15 protein-coding genes are annotated in these 18,319 nt (G+C 61.7%); 9 read left to right on the forward strand and 6 right to left on the reverse strand.

Annotated elements, in window-relative coordinates:
- The first annotated feature begins 165 nt into the window (after window positions 1–165).
- A complete protein-coding gene (locus CLAC_RS06560; RefSeq protein WP_053412220.1) occupies window positions 166–1,581 on the forward strand; it encodes an NAD(P)/FAD-dependent oxidoreductase in 1,416 nt (471 codons plus the stop codon).
- A 38-nt stretch (window positions 1,582–1,619) separates the two neighbouring features.
- Here the strand turns inward: CLAC_RS06560 and CLAC_RS06565 are convergent, their stop codons facing one another.
- On the reverse strand, window positions 1,620–2,171 hold the full coding sequence (locus tag CLAC_RS06565) for a PaaI family thioesterase (RefSeq protein ID WP_053412221.1): 552 nt from the start codon (window positions 2,169–2,171) through the stop codon (window positions 1,620–1,622).
- Between the two features lie 112 nt (window positions 2,172–2,283).
- Here CLAC_RS06565 and gndA point away from each other — a divergent pair, with 112 nt between their 5' ends.
- From gndA to CLAC_RS06600, 7 genes are all read left to right on the forward strand, one after another.
- Window positions 2,284–3,735 carry an NADP-dependent phosphogluconate dehydrogenase gene (gene gndA, locus CLAC_RS06570; protein ID WP_053412222.1) on the forward strand — a complete coding sequence of 484 codons (1,452 nt, stop codon included), beginning with the start codon at window positions 2,284–2,286 and terminating at the stop codon, window positions 3,733–3,735.
- A gap of 167 nt (window positions 3,736–3,902) precedes the next feature.
- The gene (locus tag CLAC_RS06575; protein WP_053412223.1) at window positions 3,903–5,528 is read left to right on the forward strand and encodes a bifunctional hydroxymethylpyrimidine kinase/phosphomethylpyrimidine kinase; all 1,626 of its coding nucleotides are present in this window, start codon (window positions 3,903–3,905) and stop codon (window positions 5,526–5,528) included.
- 62 nt (window positions 5,529–5,590) lie between these two features.
- Complete coding sequence (locus CLAC_RS06580) at window positions 5,591–6,937, forward strand: DEAD/DEAH box helicase (protein WP_053412224.1); 1,347 nt, start codon at window positions 5,591–5,593, stop codon at window positions 6,935–6,937.
- Between the two features lie 2 nt (window positions 6,938–6,939).
- On the forward strand, window positions 6,940–8,325 hold the full coding sequence (locus CLAC_RS06585) for a hemolysin family protein (RefSeq protein WP_053412225.1): 1,386 nt from the start codon (window positions 6,940–6,942) through the stop codon (window positions 8,323–8,325).
- Window positions 8,322–9,608, forward strand: a complete 1,287-nt coding sequence (locus CLAC_RS06590) for a hemolysin family protein (RefSeq protein ID WP_082313186.1) — start codon at window positions 8,322–8,324, stop codon at window positions 9,606–9,608. Before CLAC_RS06585 ends, CLAC_RS06590 begins: the two co-directional genes overlap by 4 nt.
- Window positions 9,609–10,532, forward strand: coding sequence for a hypothetical protein (locus CLAC_RS06595; protein WP_053412226.1), 924 nt, complete (start codon window positions 9,609–9,611; stop codon window positions 10,530–10,532).
- 88 nt (window positions 10,533–10,620) lie between these two features.
- Window positions 10,621–12,231, forward strand: a complete 1,611-nt coding sequence (locus CLAC_RS06600) for a vWA domain-containing protein (protein WP_053412227.1) — start codon at window positions 10,621–10,623, stop codon at window positions 12,229–12,231.
- A gap of 133 nt (window positions 12,232–12,364) precedes the next feature.
- On the opposite strand, the gene CLAC_RS06605 is transcribed toward CLAC_RS06600, so the two are convergent.
- From CLAC_RS06605 to secA2, 5 genes are all read right to left on the reverse strand, one after another.
- The gene (locus CLAC_RS06605) at window positions 12,365–12,862 is read right to left on the reverse strand and encodes a MerR family transcriptional regulator (protein WP_245622023.1); all 498 of its coding nucleotides are present in this window, start codon (window positions 12,860–12,862) and stop codon (window positions 12,365–12,367) included.
- Window positions 12,863–13,243: 381 nt separating this feature from the next.
- A complete protein-coding gene (locus CLAC_RS06610) occupies window positions 13,244–13,822 on the reverse strand; it encodes a bifunctional nuclease family protein (protein WP_156324787.1) in 579 nt (192 codons plus the stop codon).
- Window positions 13,823–13,825: 3 nt separating this feature from the next.
- Window positions 13,826–14,584: a transcriptional regulator FtsR gene (ftsR, locus tag CLAC_RS06615; RefSeq protein ID WP_053412229.1), complete on the reverse strand. Its 759-nt coding sequence runs from the start codon at window positions 14,582–14,584 to the stop codon at window positions 13,826–13,828.
- Window positions 14,585–14,710: 126 nt separating this feature from the next.
- Window positions 14,711–15,136 carry an oxoglutarate dehydrogenase inhibitor Odhl gene (gene odhI / locus CLAC_RS06620; RefSeq protein ID WP_053412230.1) on the reverse strand — a complete coding sequence of 142 codons (426 nt, stop codon included), beginning with the start codon at window positions 15,134–15,136 and terminating at the stop codon, window positions 14,711–14,713.
- Between the two features lie 256 nt (window positions 15,137–15,392).
- A complete protein-coding gene (gene secA2, locus CLAC_RS06625) occupies window positions 15,393–17,672 on the reverse strand; it encodes an accessory Sec system translocase SecA2 (RefSeq protein ID WP_053412231.1) in 2,280 nt (759 codons plus the stop codon).
- Window positions 17,673–17,839: 167 nt separating this feature from the next.
- Here secA2 and rraA point away from each other — a divergent pair, with 167 nt between their 5' ends.
- Window positions 17,840–18,313: a ribonuclease E activity regulator RraA gene (rraA, locus tag CLAC_RS06630; RefSeq protein ID WP_053412232.1), complete on the forward strand. Its 474-nt coding sequence runs from the start codon at window positions 17,840–17,842 to the stop codon at window positions 18,311–18,313.
- Window positions 18,314–18,319 lie beyond the last annotated feature (6 nt).

The following is an 18,319-nucleotide window of genomic DNA, read 5'->3' on the forward strand; positions in this document are numbered from 1 at the left end:
TTATTGCGACTATCAACTGTTTTGTCGCGTTCTCACCGCCAGCACACTACATCGTGAAGTGCCCAAATAGGCGGCGGCGCACCGTGGGCACTAATATGTTCGGGTACCGGCTTAGAACCGATTCAAAGACAATTTGAAGTTTTTATGTCTGTGAGGAGAAAACACATGACCGAGACACCGTACCGCCCGCACTCCGGCCGCCCCCACGTGGTGATTGTCGGGTCGGGCTTCGGTGGCCTGTTTGCGGCTAGGAAGTTGAAGGGCGCCGAGGTCGACGTCACCCTCATCGACCGCACGAACCACCACCTGTTCCAGCCTCTTCTCTATCAGGTAGCAACGGGCATTCTGTCCGAGGGCGAGATTGCACCGTCGACCCGCACCATCTTCGACGGCGTGCAGAACATCCGCGTTGTTAAAGGCGATGTCACTGACATTGATGTTGAGAAGCAGGTTGTCACCTCCGAGCTGGGCCACAGCGTCAGCAAGTGGGAATACGATCACCTCCTCGTCGCCGCCGGCGCGGGACAGTCCTACTTCGGCAACGATCACTTCGCCGAGTTTGCCCCGGGCATGAAGAACATCGACGACGCCCTGGAGATTCGCGCCCGCATCATCGGTGCCTTCGAGCGCGCTGAGCTCGCTACCGACCCGGCTGAACGCGAGCGCCTGCTGACCTTCGTCGTCGTCGGCGCGGGCCCGACCGGTGTTGAGCTGGCCGGCCAGCTGGCCGAGCTCGCCAACCGCACCCTCGCATCGTCTTACCGCAGCTACAATCCGCACGCTGCCCGCGTCGTGCTACTCGACGGCGCACCGCAGGTGCTTCCTCCGTTCGGTAAGCGACTGGGCCGTAAGGCTCAGAAGTCCCTCGAGAAGATGGGTGTCGTCGTCAAACTCGGCGCTATGGTCACCGACGTCAACGACGAGGGCGTCACCTTCAAGAACATGAAGGAAGGCACCGAGGAGTTCATCCCGTCGTACTGCAAGATCTGGTCCGCCGGCGTTTCCGCTTCTTCCCTGGGCAAGATGCTGGCCGAGCAGACCGGCGCCGAGACTGACCGCGCCGGCCGCGTCGTCGTCAACGAGGACATGACCGTCGGTAAGTACAAAAACGTTTACGCCGTTGGCGATATGTCTAACCGCGAGAACCTGCCGGGCGTGGCACAGGTTGCAATCCAGGGCGGCGAGTACGTCGCTGAGAACATTGCTGCCGAGGCTGATGGTCGCGACATCAACGCACGCGCACCCTTTGAGTACTTCGATAAGGGCTCGATGGCGACCGTCTCCCGCTTCTCCGCTGTGGTGAAGATGGGCAAGGTCGAGGTCCACGGCTTCATCGGTTGGGCACTGTGGCTGGCCGTTCACCTGATGTTCCTGGTCGGCTTCCGCAACCGCCTGGTCTCCGTGGTCAGCTGGGGCCTGAACGTACTCAACCGCGACCGCTGGCAGATGGTTTCCACCCGCCAACAGATGTACGCCCGCAACGCCATCGATCGTCTCTCTGAGCTGACCGAGGGCGACGCGGAGACGGATCTCCCGATGGAGATCCGCGATACCCGTCGCGAGAAGCGCAAGATTAAGTAATCCGCGCTCTCAACACGATTTCGGCCCGGACTTACCTTCTAGGATTCGCTCAGCACAGCGACACGGAGGTTGGTCCGGGCCAAAGTTTTGCCATCCGACTGGCGAACATGGTGTATCTGCCACACCTGCATGCTGCGCCCCAGATGCACGGGCGTTCCAGTGGACACGATGACGTCGCCCGCGCGAGCAGACCGGTAGAAATCGGTATTATTGTTCACGCCCACCACAGCAGGCTTTGCCCCAGCAGCGATGTAGCCTGCCACTGAGCCCACCGTCTCACCGAGGGAGCAGTAAACGCCGCCATTAGCTAACCCCCAGGGCTGCAAATGCGTTTCACCGACGGTGAGTTGGGCCACGACACACTGAGGGCCCACCTCTGTAAAGACAGTGCCAAGTAGGATGTCGTAACCGCCTAGGCCATGATCCACTACGGCGGTGTTGAGCGACGCGACCTCATCCGGAGATAAGGGACCGTTGGTCGCCTGACGCACCAGGCGCAAGTATTCGCGAAGCCCCTCTTTCTTGGAGTTGATGGATTCTTCCGCGCCGCCATTGGCAGTTGTTTTCCGCTCGCTCGCAGTTTCGCTCATGCCCACATTTTGCCAGCAGGATTCGGCGGGTATGCATACTTCAGAAAAAAATGAGCCAGTTACATAAGTATTCTGCAGCCGAAGAACAACAAATACGCAATCAACCTCTAATATGGTGCCCATGACCAATAACAAAGAACTCGCACAGATTGGTGTCGTCGGCCTCGCGGTTATGGGCTCGAACATCGCCCGCAACTTCGCCAGCAAAGGCCACACCGTCGCGGTATTTAACCGCAGCCCGGAGAAGACCCATGCGCTCATTGAGCAGCATGGCCCCGACGGCAGCTTCATCCCGTCGGAGACCATTGAGGAGTTCGTCGCTTCCCTGGAGCGCCCGCGCCGCGCGCTGATTATGGTTCAGGCTGGTCCCGCCACCGACGCCGTTATCGAGCAGCTTGCCGACGCCATGGAGCCCGGCGACATCATCATTGATGGCGGTAACTCCCTCTACACCGACACGATTCGCCGCGAGAAGGCCATTCGCGCCCGCGGCCTGCACTTCGTCGGCTCTGGTATCTCCGGCGGCGAGGAGGGCGCGCTGAACGGCCCGTCCATCATGCCGGGCGGCACCAAGGAGTCCTACGAGTCTCTCGGCCCACTGCTGGAATCCATTTCTGCTCATGTCGACGGCGTTCCCTGCTGCACCCACATCTCCTCGGATGGCGCGGGCCACTTCGTCAAGATGGTCCACAACGGTATCGAGTACGCCGACATGCAGGTCATCGGCGAGGCCTACCAGCTGCTTCGCGATGCCGCCGGAATGACCCCGGCCGAAATCGCCGACGTCTTCCGCGAGTGGAACAAGGGCGACCTGGACTCCTACTTGGTCGAGATCACCGCAGAGGTCCTTTCCCAGGTCGACGCCGAGACCGGCAAGCCGCTTGTCGATGTCATTGTTGACGCCGCCGGTCAGAAGGGCACCGGACGCTGGACTGCGAAGGCAGCCCTGGATCTGGGCATCCCCGTCACAGGAATTGGCGAGGCCGTGTTCGCCCGTGCACTTTCGTCGTCGCTGGCACAGCGCGAAGCTGCTCGCAACCTTCCGTCGGGAACCCTGGCGGAGCCGCCGGCGGACCGCGAGGCTTTCGTCGAGCGCGTGCGCAAGGCGCTGTACGCATCGAAGATCATCGCTTACTCCCAGGGCTTCGACGAGATTAACGCTGGCGCCAAGGAGTACGGCTGGGATATCGACCGCGGTGCGCTGGCGACCATCTGGCGCGGCGGCTGCATCATCCGCGCTCGCTTCCTCAACCGCATCAAGGAGGCGTACGACCGCAACCCGGAGCTGCCCGCCCTGGTTCTGGACGAGTACTTCCAGCAGCAGGTTACCGAGTGTCTTGACGCTTGGCGCGATGTCGTCGTCACCGCAGCACAGCTGGGCATCCCGGCACCGGTATTCTCCTCCTCCCTGGCCTACTACGACGGCCTGCGCGCGGAGCGACTGCCGGCCGCCCTGGTTCAGGGGCAGCGCGACTTCTTCGGAGCGCACACCTACCGCCGCGTGGACAAAGAAGGTTCCTTCCATACGCTGTGGTCCGGCGACCGCACGGAAGTAGAGCTCTAGAAGCTTTCTCTGCCACCCCATAAATGAGGAATTTTCTACATACTGGCTAGTTTCTTTTGTTCACTTTGAATAAACAAACCAACACGGGGACTAAAATTATTAGGAAATTCTCAGCCTTTAGGTGTGTCACATCTAGAGGCTTGTCTACCCCTCGGAAGGACTCTTTCATGGCGAATACCCACGAGTTTGTTCCTCGCATCCTATCTATTGCCGGCACCGACCCCTCGGGTGGTGCAGGGATGCAAGCAGATTTAAAGTCCATCGCTGCGGCGGGGGGCTATGGAATGGGTGTAGTCACTGCCCTGGTAGCACAGAATACGCAGGGCGTTCGCTCTGTACATACTCCCGATACTGCCTTTCTGAAGGAACAGCTTGCTGCCGTCGTCGATGACGTGGAGATTGACGCGGTCAAGATTGGCATGCTCGGTTCTCGCGAAATCGTTGAGGTTATCACCGAATGGGTTCGTGAAAATAAGCCTCAAAATGTCGTACTGGACCCAGTCATCATTGCGACCTCCGGGGATCGCCTACTCGACGATGATGCATTAAGTGCTCTCCAGGAGTTGATATCTCAGGTCGATATCATCACCCCGAATGTTCCGGAGTTAGCTTTGCTAGCAGGTCAATCACCTGCCTGCGACTACGAGGAGCTTCTGGCGCAGGCGAGCGCCTTGGCAGAGGAACGCCACATTACAGTTATTGCCAAAACGGGGCACCTGTCGGGAGACGAAGCCGGCAATGCCATTGCATTTCCGGACGGTACTAGCGCATTTGCGTCCTGTCCTCGAATTGACACTAAAAACACCCACGGAACGGGATGCTCCCTGTCATCTGCACTGGCAACCCGTATCGGCGCCGGGAACAGCCTTGCGGATGCCCTGAATTGGACTACCCGTTGGTTAAACGAATCTATCCGATACGCGGACGAATTAAACGTAGGCCATGGCCGTGGGCCGATTGATCACGGTCACCGAGCTCGACGGATGGAGAGGGCCGCGATGGTGCGACCTCCACTGCTGACCGGTCATTTCGCGGAGCGCGTCGACCTTCCGGAGACTAATCTTTCGGTTTCGACCTCGGACTCGACACCTGCGGTGGAAGAGCTGCAGCTGAAGTCCTTCTTTGGCCAAGAGATGTCGATTCCTCCTGCGGGACCGCATACCGCTAAATTGTGGGACCTAATCTCCGACGTCATTGAAGATATCGATGAGTTTCCTTCTTTATCTGCCTTGGGCTCTGGCAATCTGGATAACAACTCGGCCAGACTTCTTCTCACCCAGGAGATTTGGTACCTGCGAAATATTTTCCCGGCAATGTCGATGTTGAGCATTAGGGCGACCGAGCCTCAAGACCAGATTCTTTGGTCCAGTATCGCTCAAGACTGCCTTGTTCGCTGCCTCGACCTCAACGATGAGAGTCTTGGGCTACCTCATGCGGACATCGAAAAAATCGATCCGACTGGCCCCTCACGTGCTCTTCTGGATGCCCATTTAAGCGCTTCTGCGTTCAACAGCTACGCGGTTGCAGCATCAACTATGGTCGCCGAATTATGGATTGTCGCCGAGTTAATGCTGAAAACACCAGATAGGCCAGAGGTCGTTTCTTCGGCGGAAGCGTGGATCGATACTTACTCTGATGATGCTTTCCTCGATAGCGCCCAGCTGGCAGTCGTGGCGTTGGAGCGTGCCCTTTCTGAGGTCTCCAGGGCCGAACAGCTCAAGGCTCGCGCAGTGTTCCGCCGCGCCGCCGAGCACGAGCGTGACTACTTCGCGCAGCTCGACCGCTCCTGGTAGAGCGCGAATTGCCGACAGCCCCCTTCGCATCGAAATGCGGGGCTACCGGTATTCTGACTACCATGCCTCTTCCAGCAGCATCCGGCTCTCCGCGCAGTTCCGCCCCAGGTTCGTCGAGAACTTTCGACCAGTTGGGAACCCCGGAGTCAATCGTCAGGATTCTCCGGTCCCAGTCGATTGTTACCCCGACCCCAGTCCAGGTCGCCTCGCTGCCAGATGCCTTCGCTGGCACTGATGTCTCCTGCCAGGCACCGACAGGGTCTGGTAAGACCCTCGCGTTCGGAATTCCCCTGGTCGCCAAACTCGCCGAGTCCGGCGCATCGAAGCCCGGTCGGCCCCGTGCGCTCGTTATTACCCCGACTCGCGAGCTGGCGGACCAGATTGCCGATGTGATTGCAGATTTGGGCGCCGCCGCTGGTCTCCGCGTTCTCAGCCTGGTCGGTGGGGAGACTCTCCGCGCCCAGCAGACGCTGCTCGCCGCCCCGGTTGACATCGCAGTGGTCACCCCCGGACGCGCCCACGACCTGCGCCGCCGCAAGATGCTTTCGCTCGAAGACGTCCAGGCCATTGTTGTCGACGAGGCGGACATGCTCGCTGAGCTGGGCTTTTTGCCCGACGTCCGCGGCCTGGTCAGGGCCTGCCCCGACTCCGCCCAGCGCTTCGTCTTCTCCGCCACGCTTAACGACGATGCCGCAGCCCTCATTCGCGACCGTCGCCCCAGCAGCGCCAAGGTGTCCACCCATCGGATTACCGCATCCCGCGTGACGGTGAAGAACATGCGCCATCTGCTGCTTCGGGTCGACGACAACGATGCCGCAGACGAGGTCGTCGCCTGGATCGCATCGCGCCAGGATCAGTGCGTTATCTTCGCGAATTCGAAGGCGCGCGTAGTTCAGCTGGCAAAGTTCCTGCAGTACTACGACATCAGCCTCGGTTTCCTCCACGGTGACCGCGGCCAGGCCACTCGCCGCGCAGTCCTCGAGGCATTCTCCAAGGGGGACATCAACGTACTTGTCGCCACCGACGTGGCCGCGCGTGGCATTGACATCGACTCTCTCGACCTCGTGGTTCATGCCGACCCACCGCTAGACGCCGCAACCTACGTCCACAGGTCTGGCCGCACGGCACGTGCCGGCAAGTCCGGCACTGTAGCAATGGTCGTGCGTGACCGCCAGGTCGACGATGTACGCCAGTTGCTCGATCAGGCCGGGGTTGACGCCGAGGAGCTTCGCGCAGCTCCGGGGTTGCCTAAGTTCGTCAAGGCGCTGGGCGCAAGGCGTCCCCGCCGGGCGAGGGCTTCGTCAGATGCCCCTGGGAATCGCGGGGCTCGCGGGGCGGCGAGGGGGTCGTCGGCAAGCGGGAAGAAATCACGAGTGCACCGCCCCAAGCGGACTAAGAAGAAGAGGTAGACGTGGATATCCTTCTCAATGTCGTCGCGGTCCTCGGCTTCATCGCACTGACCGCTGGCACGGGACTGTTCGTGGCTTTCGAGTTTGCACTGACGGGGCTGGAACGCTCCACAATCGACGCGGACCGAGAGTCTTCGGCGGATGCGGCGGCCGACTCCGTGCAGCACGCGCACAATAAGCTCTCCTTCCACCTGTCGGGCGCCCAGCTGGGCATTACGCTGACCACGCTGGCTACAGGTTTCCTCACAGAGCCCGTCCTGGCCGGCTACTTCACACCGATGCTGTCCTGGGTCGGACTGGGGGAAGCCGCAGCCCGTCCTACCGCCCTGATCCTGGCGCTGATTGTCGCCACGGCCCTGTCGATGGTCTACGGCGAGCTGGTTCCAAAGAACATCGCCATCACGGAGCCGCTGGCTGTTGCCCGCGTTACAGCTCGCCCCGTGATGGTGTTCAACTGGGTTTTCCACTACTTCATTCAAGCGCTCAACGCGACGGCGAACTGGCTGGTCAAGAAGCTGGGCATCGAGCCTGCCGATGAGCTAGCCTCGGCGCGGTCTCCGCAGGAGCTGGAGGCCCTGGTTCGCAATTCCGCAGAGCAGGGCGCGCTGGATGAGTCGAAGGCCGTGATCTTGGAATCCTCACTGCGTTTTGGGGAGACCTCCGCGGAGGATTTGATGACGCCGCGCTCTACTATCGTCTCGCTCGATGTCGACGACACTGCCCTGCATCTTTTGGCAATCGCGCTGGAGTCCGGGCACTCGCGCTTCCCGGTCACGGACGGCGACCTCGACGCGACCGTCGGTGTGGTCCACGTCAAGGATGCGTTTGCTGTCCCAGCTGCGAACCGTGCGAAGACCACGATGCGTCAGCTCGCCCGCCCCGTGCCGACGCTCCCGCAGTCGCTGGATGGCGACGCGGTGCTCGAGGCGGTTCGCTCTGCGGGCTCGCAGATTGCGCTGGTCGCCGACGAGTACGGCGGAACGGCCGGCATTGTCACGATTGAAGATGTCGTTGAGGAGATTCTCGGTGAGGTCTGGGACGAATACGACGATGCCGAGGCGGAGCAGGAGGTAAAGCGGGTCATCGAGGGCTGGGACTGCTCGGGGCTCGTGCGTACGGACGAATTGCCGCACAAGGTCGGCTATTTCGCGCCCGATGGCGGCTACGAGACGCTCGGCGGACTCATCATGTTCGCACTCGGAAGGATTCCGGAGACGGCCGACATCGTCCTGCTGCCCGAGACCGAACGCGACTTCATGGACGAGTTCGAGTCCGGAATCGGCGGGCGTTGGTACGCCCGCATCCTTGCAATGGACGGCCGCCGCGTCGACCGAGCCCTGCTTATCCCGGTGACTAACGAGCGAGCAAAGGAGATGTTCAACCTATGAGCGACTGGTTTGGAATCGCGCTGACGTTCTTCCTCCTGCTCCTTAACGCGTTCTTCGTCGGTGCGGAGTTCTCTCTCATCGCGGCCAGGCGAGATCGCCTGGAGGCGTTGCTTGCCCAGGGCAAGAAGCGCGCCCGCACGGTTATCGATGCCTCGGAGCACCTGTCGATGATGCTCGCCGCAGCGCAGCTGGGCATTACTATTGCCTCGCTGCTGCTCGGTAAGGTCTCCGAGCCCGCGATTGCCCACGTTCTCGAGGTGCCTTTCCATGCGCTCGGGGTTCCGGACGGACTGCTCCACCCAATCAGCTTCGCAATCGCACTGCTACTCGTTTCCGTGCTGCACATCATGCTCGGCGAGATGGTGCCGAAGAATATCTCGCTGGCCGGTCCGGAGACGGTCGCCATGCTGCTGATTCCGGCACACATGCTCTTCTTTAAAATCACGAAGCCCCTGCTGGTCCTGTTCAACTGGATCGCGAGGATAACTCTCCGGGCTTTCGGTCTCGAGCAAAAAGACGAGCTCGACTCCACCGTCAACTCGACCGAGCTGGCATCGATGATTGCAGAGTCGCGCCAGGAGGGACTGCTCGACAGCGAGGAGCATGTGCGCCTGCGCCGGGCTCTGGCCTCCGCGACGCGTACGGTACAGGAGGTGTTGATCCCCCTCGAGAATGTACGCAGCATCCCCACCGCCCCGACCGTCGGCGATCTCGAATCCGCGGTGGCCGAGACCGGATACTCTCGCTTCCCCGTTATCGGCGGTGCTTCCTCCTCGAGTTGCGAGGGCGGCGACACTAGCGCGTTCCGCGGCTACGTCCACGTCAAGGACGTCCTCGATCGCGTCATGGACCCGGCCTCCGGCCCGGAGACGCCTATCCCCGACGAGGAGCTGCGCGTCCTGATTGAGCTGCCCTGCGACGCGACCCTCGACGAGGCTCTCCGAATTATGCGTCGCAAGCGCGCCCACATGGCGGTAGCCGTGCGCCGCCCAACTGCTGGCGCCTCTAGTTCTTCGGCCGCTGCCGCTTCCGCGGAAGCCTCCCAGCACGTCGGCATCGTCGCTCTCGAGGACCTCATCGAGGAGCAGGTCGGAGTCGTCCGAGACTGGACACACGAGGTCGGCACATTAAAGTCGCAGTTCCCAACCGCAATGGCAACCGCTCACGGGGCCGCCACGCAGTCCGCCGCGACGAAGGCCGCCATGGCGAAGACCGCCGCGGTCGCCGCAGCCGCTAAAGCGCAGAAGACCGCGAAACAGGGCAAGCCGCAGGGGCGAATCTAAATGAGCCCCATCAACACCGGCCGCGCCTTCGACCGTGCGACTCTCCCACCCGAGCAGTGGCGCGCCCGCAAGCAGGCCCACGAGCAGCGCGTAGACCGGCTCACCGCCGCACACCTATCCCGCCGCAGCCGCGGCCAACGCCACCCGGTTTGGGACTTCATGTTCGAGTACTACCCCGTCACCCCGGGCAAGCTCCGCCACTGGTCGCCGGGGTTCGGCGCAGTGCTTGCCGACGCCCACGCCTCCACATTCCCGTACCTGAAGTACTTCACCGAATCCGCGGCGGGTGAAAGGTTGGTGTTTGATACCGAGGCATACGTCGGAAAGCGGGGAAAATCCGTGTCCTATATCCGGCGGCTCCTCGACGCGACCAGGCGCAACCCCACGCATTTCGACTGCTTCGGCCTGCATGAGTGGGCGATGGTGTACCGGCAGGATGAGCATCGGCACCCCGAGGCGCTGCGGCTCGGGCAGGAGGGCACCGACGAGGTCGTGGAGGCGCACACGGTCAGGTGTACGCATTTCGACGCGTTCCGTTTCTTCACGCCCAAGGCCGTCCCTCTAAACGAATTTTCTCCGACGAGGCAGACGCAACCGGAGTGTGAACAGGCCGGATGCCTGCACGCGAACATGGACTTGTACAAGTGGGCGACCAAGTTGGGCGAGGCCGTTCCGGGCGAGTTGTGGCTGGATGCCTTCGAGCTAGCGTGCGCGGCCCGCGAGCTGGACATGAGGGCGGCCCCCTACGACTTGGCCGGCTGGGGTTTCGAACCGATTCGCATCGAGACTGCACAGGGAAAGGCCGAGTATGTCCGCAGGCAGCGCGAATTGAGCAGTCGCGCCCAGCAGCTACGTGACGCCCTGATCGCGGTCGCGGACGAAGTGCTGGCCACGTCTAACCTAGGGCAGAGTGCTGGCGGCTAGTGCTACCCAGCGCTGACAGTGAGTAGACTTATCAACATCCTAGTGACGACCCCGAATCGGCTTTAGGCCGAGGAAGAGAGCAATTCGCATGCCTAGGCACTCGACTGGCGAGAATAACTACCGCGTCGCCAAGGGGCCATTTTTCGTCGTGATTGCGGTCATTGTCATCGCGGCGGCCATCTTTGCATGGGTTAACCTGCGCAATAGCAATAACGCGAGCATAGACGCGGAGCGCGCCCAGTGTTCTAAGGGCGACTTCACACTGACTGTGACGACCGACCCCGCGGCCGTCGGCGACGTGCAGAAGCTAGTCCAGGCCTACGGAGAGTCGAAGCCGGTGCTGAAAGACTTCTGCATCCGTCCGCAGATTACGGTCTCCGGGTCGCAGGAGGTTGTCGATGCAGTCGCCCGTTCTGCCGGTTCTGCCCCGTCGGATACCGCCGCCAACGTACCTGGCGTGTGGGTTCCCGCGGACACCTCCTTCGTCCGCGCGGCCGAGGCTACCGGAAAGATTAAGGTTGAGGATCCGAGCGCGTGGCTGCGTCCGATTGAAGGCGGCATTGCTGTGAAGGAGGACCGCGCCAAGGAACTAGAGGGGTCGACCTGGCAGGACTTGGCGAAGCTGCGCATCGCCGCGGCCGGAGGCTCCGATGCCGCCTTGTCCGCGATGGTCAGCGACGCACTCGGCGGAGGCCCCGAAGCCGCGCGCATGCGCGGCGACGCCGGCGGCAACTATACCTCCAATACCCTACTGACGCTGCTGACCCAGGACACTCCTGATTTTGACGCAGTGGTGGCGACCGAGCCCATGCTCGCCATGGCCGGTGAGGGCCTCAGCCTGGTCAAGCCCCAGGACGCTCCTGTGCTCCAGGCTCCAATCATCGCTTTCGGATCGGGCGGCCCCATCGACGAAATGACCGCACGCGCCGCCGAGGACTTCAGCGACTTCGCCAGCAGTCACGGAGCCGACGGCCCAGCCTTGGACGATTCTGCCCTGTCCGCCGGGGCTGAGGAGAACTTTAAAATCCTCTCCGCGATGAAGACCGATCCCTTCGCTCTTCCTCCCGCTCCCGGCCAGCAGGGCCAGCCTGGCGCCGGCTCACCGCAGTCGGCCCAGGCGTCCGCCCCGACCGGGTCCAATCTCCTACTTTTCGACGTTTCGGACGGCATCGATGCACCGGCCTTGGTTTCTGCAGCACAGCCCGAGATTGAAGCTGTTACCGCCGCCGGTGAAGGCACTGGTGCCCGCGTAGCTGTTTGGGACTACTCCATGCGCGGCGAAGCCCCCGAGGGCAATTTGCGGCGGAACGTCGAGTTCATCGAGGGCAATGGTGTCGATGCCAGCAAGGGGGCTCTCAAAGGCTTGACCAGCGGCGGGCAGCCCTGGATGTGGCCTGCATTGATTCAGGCTTACCAGTACGCCACCGACGCGTTTTCCCCGGACGTTCCGAATCGGGTTGTAGTTGTCACCCGCGGCGGAGATGAATCCGGTCGACCAGCAGCCGAGGTGCTTGAGGAGCTGCGGACGCTGGTCGACCCGGCCCGCCCGGTCAAGGTCGACATCGTTGTTCTCCCCGGGGGCAACAGCGCCGATCCTCTTCTTGCCGAGGCAGCTTCGATGACCGGTGGCGCCGTTCACGTTGCGGCGGACGAGGGCGAGGGGCTGCGCTCGCAAATTGCGGCTGCCATGTCGAGTTAGTTTCCTGCCGCGGAGGGCAGGTATTCGGAAACTAAATAGGCGCTGTGGCAATGCTTAACTCCCGTCGCATTGCCACAGCGCCTTTTTTGGCGTGTGCCGATAAAACCGCTGAGGGTTAGGCTAGTTGAAGCTCTTAGGAAATACGGCGACGGCGGCGTTCCGCCAGCTCGTCGACCGGAGCTGCGACATCTGCCCCATCGATGCGCTCCGAGGGGAAGGAAGCAATCGAGCCGGCGAGCTCCTTAAGGATGCCTGGAACTGCGATGCCAAATACGCCCTGGCCACCGTTGAGCAGGTCGATGACCTCTTCGTTGGAGCGGCACTGGTAAACCGTGCGGCCGTCGGAAACGAGCGTAATGTTAGCGAGGTCATCCACGCCGAGGTCGCGCAGGCGATCGACCGCCAGGCGGATGTTCTGCAGGGAGATGCCTGTATCGAGCAGACCGCGAACAATCTTCAGAACGAGGATGTCACGGAAGGAGTACAAGCGCTGCGTGCCGGAGCCCTTAGCGGTGCGAATCGACGGTTCGACAAGCTTGGTACGTGCCCAGTAGTCGAGCTGGCGGTAAGAGATGCCCGCTACCTGGCATGCGATGGGAACTCGGTAGCCCACCTCTTCGTCAGGGCCCATGTCGAACAGGGATTCCTGGACGCCGCGCGGCTGATGCTTCTCAGCTGCGTGCAGCTCATTGTCGCCAAAGAGCGAATCGCTGTTGTTGTCGACCATAAAAATTCTCCCGTGGTAGTTTCACTGCCGTTATTTATCTTTCGCCAAGGTTAATCGGCTGTCAATACAACAAAGCTCGACACGCCGAAGCCCTAAACCTAAAGTTAAAGTTTAAACTTTGGCTCGACAGTTGCCCCAGTTCACCACAGCTTTTTACAGCTTTAACAATTTTTTCAAAAATCTAGGCCCAACAAGAAAACCCCCATTGTGGGGGTGATTTATCTTTATCATGGAAAACATCAACCACAATTCGCCACTGGTTTCACACCAATAACGCGGTCGGGATTAGTTTTCGCTATCTCCAGACTCTCCCGAATCCCGCGGGTTCCTATCTTCCTCGGGCTTCTGCGCGAAGTAGTCCGCATCGATAGTGTCCAAGAACTCGGCGAACTCCTCTACCGAGGCCTCCATCGAGCTCGCTTCCTCATCGTCGGTAAGCGAACCGCCGTTAGTGGCGACGAGGCGCGCGGGGACTGCGACCGAGTCGACGACATCCCGCGCGACGTAGAGCGGAATTTCAAGGAGGTCAGCGATGAGGATGAGATCCGAAGGGCGCATGTCCACCTCGATGTCGCCCTCGAATACGAGAGAAGCGATGAAAACTCCCTCATGAACGCCTGTGATCTGCCCGCGGAGAGCGTGTTGGCCGGCGAGCTCGATGCCGTCTACAAAGACCTCGTGCATGCCGGGGCGACGCTGAGAGCTACGCGAGTCCCGCGCTGCGAAGAGAGCGGCTTCCGCCACACCAATCCAGATGGGGACGATGCGGTTATCTGCTTCGTCATGCAGAAGCAGCACCGGGTCATCCTCTGGAGGGTGCGCCATCCAGTCCAGGAACTTGACTTCGACGAGGTTTGAACCCAACTTCTACTTACCCAGTTCGTTGTTAACCTGGCGCTTGACCAGGGTTCCGTGCAGTGTGACCAGCAGCGCAGTCATCTCGCGGCCCATCTCGACGGCCTTCTGCTGGCCGGAGGCAGCGCGGGACTTGCGCATCGGGCTAGCAGCCAGCGCGACCAGATCGGCTTCACGAGTGGCTGCTGTTCGGACCGTCTTCAGATGACGGGCATCCAGACCGAACTCGGAGAGCTTCACCGCGGTCTCGGCGACCAGCAGGTCATCGCCGTCGAACATGTCCATCGTGTCCGGGGTCAAAAGCCCAACACGAACCAGCTCCGAGACGAAGTCCACCGCGCAGCCGGCGCGCTCCGCCAGCTCAGCGCGTGAAAGAGAAACGACAGCGGCCTCGCGGAACTGATCCGCGGTGACCAGCGGCGTAACCGATGCCAGGCCATCGCCCGCGGCATTACCCGCATCAATTTCGTCGAGCTGCTCCTTGATGACCTTCAGCGGCAGGTAATTATCGCGTTGAACAGTCAGGATATAGCGCAGCCGGTCGATATCCGACTGGCTGTAGCGGCGGTAGCCCGAAGAACTGCGAGACGGGCACAGCAGCCCCTCCGACTCTAGGAAGCGAATCTTCGACAGCGTGACATCCGGAAACTCAACCTTGACTTCCTTCAGCACAGCGCCGATGGTCTTCTTCTTACCCGTCGAACGCACCTGCGGTGCTGCGCTTGCCGACGCAGTCACCTGCGTCATCGCGGATTCGTGTACTGCTGCCACTGTGTGAACGCCTTCTCGTAAAAATGTACGGGTACCGGGGCTTTTCCGAAGCCCGCTACCCGCCAATAATTTTCTGGGCCGGGGCCGTTGTCTAGTAAAACACCCCCGGCGACTAGATACTAGTGCTTACCTACCGATGAGGAATACGAGGCGGAACTTACCGACCTGAACCTCGTCACCATTAGAGAGAACTGCGGAGTTCTTCGGCTCACGGTTAACGTAGGTGCCGTTGAGCGATCCCACGTCGACGACCTCAAACTGATCGCCGTCCTTGCGGAACTCCGCGTGACGACGGGACACGGTGACATCGTCGAGGAAGATGTCGCTGTCCGGGTGACGACCAGCCGTGGTAACAGCCTGGTCCAGCAGGAAACGGGAACCAGCGTTCGGTCCACGCTTAACAACGAGAAGAGCAGAGCCGGACGGCAGCCCCTCAACACCGGAGACAGCAGAGTCCTGACCTGCGCCGGATTCCATCTCCTTCAGCAAATCAGCACGGAAGACCGAGGTGGTCTCGACCGATGCCTCTGGCTGGCCGTTGTTGTTAGTCATAACTTTCCCTCCGGATAATCTAGGGCGATTTCCTGTTACTTGTTAAATAATAGCGCCCCGCCGAGCCCTTGTGTTGCCGAGTGCTCAAATCTGGCACCTTCAGCACATGTGACTGGCATTGGGTCGCGCTATCGGTGATATGCGCAAATGCAATGTCCGCACTTCCGTGAACTGGGACTTCCGCAGGGCATTAGCAGTTGTAAAAATAATCAAACTGTTATCTGCCGGGTCACCCAGTTCGGGTCACCCAACCGGATCACCTAAACAGTGCTGCCACCGATCCGACTACGGAGCCGGAACCGCTGGCGAGCGGGTTGTCGTTGACCATGTACGTCCAGGTGGAGCTGGGGCGTGCGAGGCCGGCGTCGGCAAGCTGGGCCCCTGTCTCATCGATGGTGACCTCTTTAAAGGTGCCCACGGAGGCGTCGACAGCCTCGTTGACCAGTTGTTTGAAAGCCCCAATGGCGGCGCGGTGGAACTCGTCGATTGGGCTCTCCTTGGCCAGCGCGCGCAGGTGAATGGACTCGCGCAGGTCGTTGAGGTCGGCCAAATGGTCGGACCAGCCTCGGTCGAGGTGGAAGAGCATAATCTCGCGGGCGGCGCGTTCGGCGGCGTCCTTGCTAACGGAACTCGCCACCTCTTCCGCGCGGGCCGACGCGCGCGACGACAGCTCCTGCCACGCAGCATCGGTAGTCAGCAGCTTCTCGCGTCGCTCGTCGAGTATCTCCCGCTGATCGCCAATTAGCTTGTTGTACTTCCACGTCGTCGCGTGGATGGACAACATGGTCGCCTCGGTGACGCGCTGCGCCCGGTCGATGAACTGGTGGGCCTTCTTATCATGGACGCGACCATCGTCGTCCGGTTGGACACTCAGTGCCTCGCCAGCGGCCCCCTCGGCAATTACCGGGTCGTCCAATGCCACGAAGAACACCGAAGAGCCGGGGTCACCCTGACGCCCGGCGCGACCGCGCAGCTGATTGTCCAGGCGGTCCGTGCGATGCTTGCCCAGGCCGATGACACAAAGCCCTCCCCGCTCGACGACCTCATCGCGCTGGGATTCGTCGGCGCCGCCCAAGCGAATGTCGGTGCCTCGCCCGGCCATCTGGGTGGACACGGTGACGTGCCCCAGTGCGCCGGCGTCGGCGATGATTTCCGCCTCGGCCTCGTCGTTCTTCGCGTTGAGCACGGCCGATTCCACGCCGCGCAGCACCAGGGCATCGGCCAGCTGCTCCGACTCCGCGACGTCGCGCGTGCCAATCAGGATGGGGCGGCCGGTCTGGTTCAGTGCCACGACCTCGTCCACAAGCGCCTCTAGGGCGTCTGCGGTGGTTGCGTAGATGCGATCGGGTTCGTCTTCACGAATACAGGGCACGTTCGGCTCAATCACGGAGACGTGAAGGCCGTAGAACTCGCGGAACTGGTCGCCCGCGGATGTCGCCGTGCCGGTCATGCCCGCCACGATGTCGTAGCGCCCGACCAGCTGCTGGATCGTCATGGAGTCCAGGATGCGGCCGCCTTCGGACACCTGCAGCCCCTCCTTCGCTTCGACTGCCGCCTGGAGACCGTCGGGCCAGCGCTGTAGCTCCGCGACGCGGCCGCGGGAGGCGTCAATCAGCGCGACCTTGCCGTCGCGGACGATGTAGTCGACGTCACGCTGCAGCAGCTCGTGGGCGTGCAGCGCCACATTGACCTGCACCAGCGTCGTGCCGATGTGCCCTTCGTCGTATAGCGATTCGATTCCCAGCAGTCGCTCCACTCGCGCGGATCCGCGGTCGGTGAGGAATACGTTCCGGCGCCCCTCGTCGACCGTGTAGTCCTCCCCCGCGCGCAGATGCCGCACCACATCCGTAATCTGCCCCGTGGGGGCCTTGCCCGGTTCGCTGCCCGCGAGCACGAGTGGGACCAGGGCTTCGTCGACAAGCACGGAGTCGGCCTCGTCGATGATGGCAACGCCCGCCGGCGCCTGCACCCGGTCTGCGATGCTCGGCGCGCAGCGGTCGCGCAGCACGTCGAAGCCCAGCTCGTTGACCGCGGCAAACACCACATCAGCTGCATACGCTTGCCGACGCTGATCCGGGCTATCCTGTGGAGCAATCGCCGCAGCAGTAGCGCCGAGGAATGTGAAAATCGGGCCCATCCAGGCTGCGTCTCGACCGGCAAGGTAAGAGTTGACGGTCACGGAGTGCACGCGGTGCCCGCGCAGTACGAAACCGGCGGCGGCCAAGGCACCTGACAGCGTTTTGCCCTCACCTGTCGCCATCTGGACGACATCGCCCTCTAACAGCCGCAGCGCGCCTTGGAGCTGCACGTCGAAGGGGCGCATACCGATGGCGCGAGAGGACACCTCGCGAAGCGACGCCAGCAGCTCCGGGGCGTTGTCCTTATGTTCGCGGGCGTAGGCGACCAGGTCGGCGTCGGAAAGCGAAGTGAGCTTTGGTTCGAGCTCCGCGGCCTGCGTGACCAGGCCGACACTGCGTTTCTGGTCGCGCCCTTGCTTTCCGCCGAGGGCCTTCCAGAACCAATTCATGCCAGCCATTTTCTACCTTTCCATTACAAGCGCGTAGTGGGCGACCACTCGCTCAAGCCTAATCAATAATCACCCTAACGGGTGCTTTTCACAGTGTTCGCCCGCGCTGACAGCGGCGGTTTGCGACAATGAAACCTCACGTGAAACGACCGCTTTCAGAAGGGAATACCCGTTCCATGACCATCGAGTTCATCCCCACCGCCGATCTTGTCGATGAAATCGGCGCCGATGTGCGCTCCTGCGACACCCAGTTCCGCAACCTCGGCGGCCGGGTGGAGTTCTGCGGAAAGATCTCCACGGTCAAGTGTTTCCAGGACAACGCGCTTTTAAAGAAGGTCCTCTCCGAGCCTTCCGACGGCGGCGTCCTGGTCATCGACGGCGACGCCTCCGTGCACACGGCGCTGGTAGGCGACGTTATCGCGGGGCTCGGTAAGGACAACGGTTGGGCCGGAGTGGTCGTCAACGGCGCGATTCGTGACTCCAAGCTGATTGGCGAGATGGAGTTCGGCTGCAAGGCGCTGGGCACGAACCCCCGCAAGTCCACCAAGACCGGCGAGGGCGAGCGCGATGTCGTCGTCTCTTTCGGCGGCATCGACTTCGTCCCCGGCGAGACCCTGTACGCGGACTCCGACGGAATCGTGGTGCGCTAGGAGCTA

The sequence above is a fragment of the Corynebacterium lactis RW2-5 genome (genome assembly GCF_001274895.1).
GTDB lineage: Bacteria > Actinomycetota > Actinomycetes > Mycobacteriales > Mycobacteriaceae > Corynebacterium > Corynebacterium lactis.

Bases quoted from the DNA above. Each gene is read 5' to 3' on its own strand.
- CLAC_RS06560 (WP_053412220.1), top strand. From the start codon at position 166: ATGACCGAGACACCGTACCGCCCGCACTCCGGCCGCCCCCACGTGGTG.
- CLAC_RS06565 (WP_053412221.1), bottom strand. From the start codon at position 2,171: ATGAGCGAAACTGCGAGCGAGCGGAAAACAACTGCCAATGGCGGCGCG.
- gndA (WP_053412222.1), top strand. From the start codon at position 2,284: ATGGTGCCCATGACCAATAACAAAGAACTCGCACAGATTGGTGTCGTC.
- CLAC_RS06575 (WP_053412223.1), top strand. From the start codon at position 3,903: ATGGCGAATACCCACGAGTTTGTTCCTCGCATCCTATCTATTGCCGGC.
- CLAC_RS06580 (WP_053412224.1), top strand. From the start codon at position 5,591: ATGCCTCTTCCAGCAGCATCCGGCTCTCCGCGCAGTTCCGCCCCAGGT.
- CLAC_RS06590 (WP_082313186.1), top strand. From the start codon at position 8,322: ATGAGCGACTGGTTTGGAATCGCGCTGACGTTCTTCCTCCTGCTCCTT.
- CLAC_RS06595 (WP_053412226.1), top strand. From the start codon at position 9,609: ATGAGCCCCATCAACACCGGCCGCGCCTTCGACCGTGCGACTCTCCCA.
- CLAC_RS06600 (WP_053412227.1), top strand. From the start codon at position 10,621: ATGCCTAGGCACTCGACTGGCGAGAATAACTACCGCGTCGCCAAGGGG.
- CLAC_RS06605 (WP_245622023.1), bottom strand. From the start codon at position 12,862: ATGGGCCCTGACGAAGAGGTGGGCTACCGAGTTCCCATCGCATGCCAG.
- odhI (WP_053412230.1), bottom strand. From the start codon at position 15,136: ATGACTAACAACAACGGCCAGCCAGAGGCATCGGTCGAGACCACCTCG.
- secA2 (WP_053412231.1), bottom strand. From the start codon at position 17,672: ATGGCTGGCATGAATTGGTTCTGGAAGGCCCTCGGCGGAAAGCAAGGG.
- rraA (WP_053412232.1), top strand. From the start codon at position 17,840: ATGACCATCGAGTTCATCCCCACCGCCGATCTTGTCGATGAAATCGGC.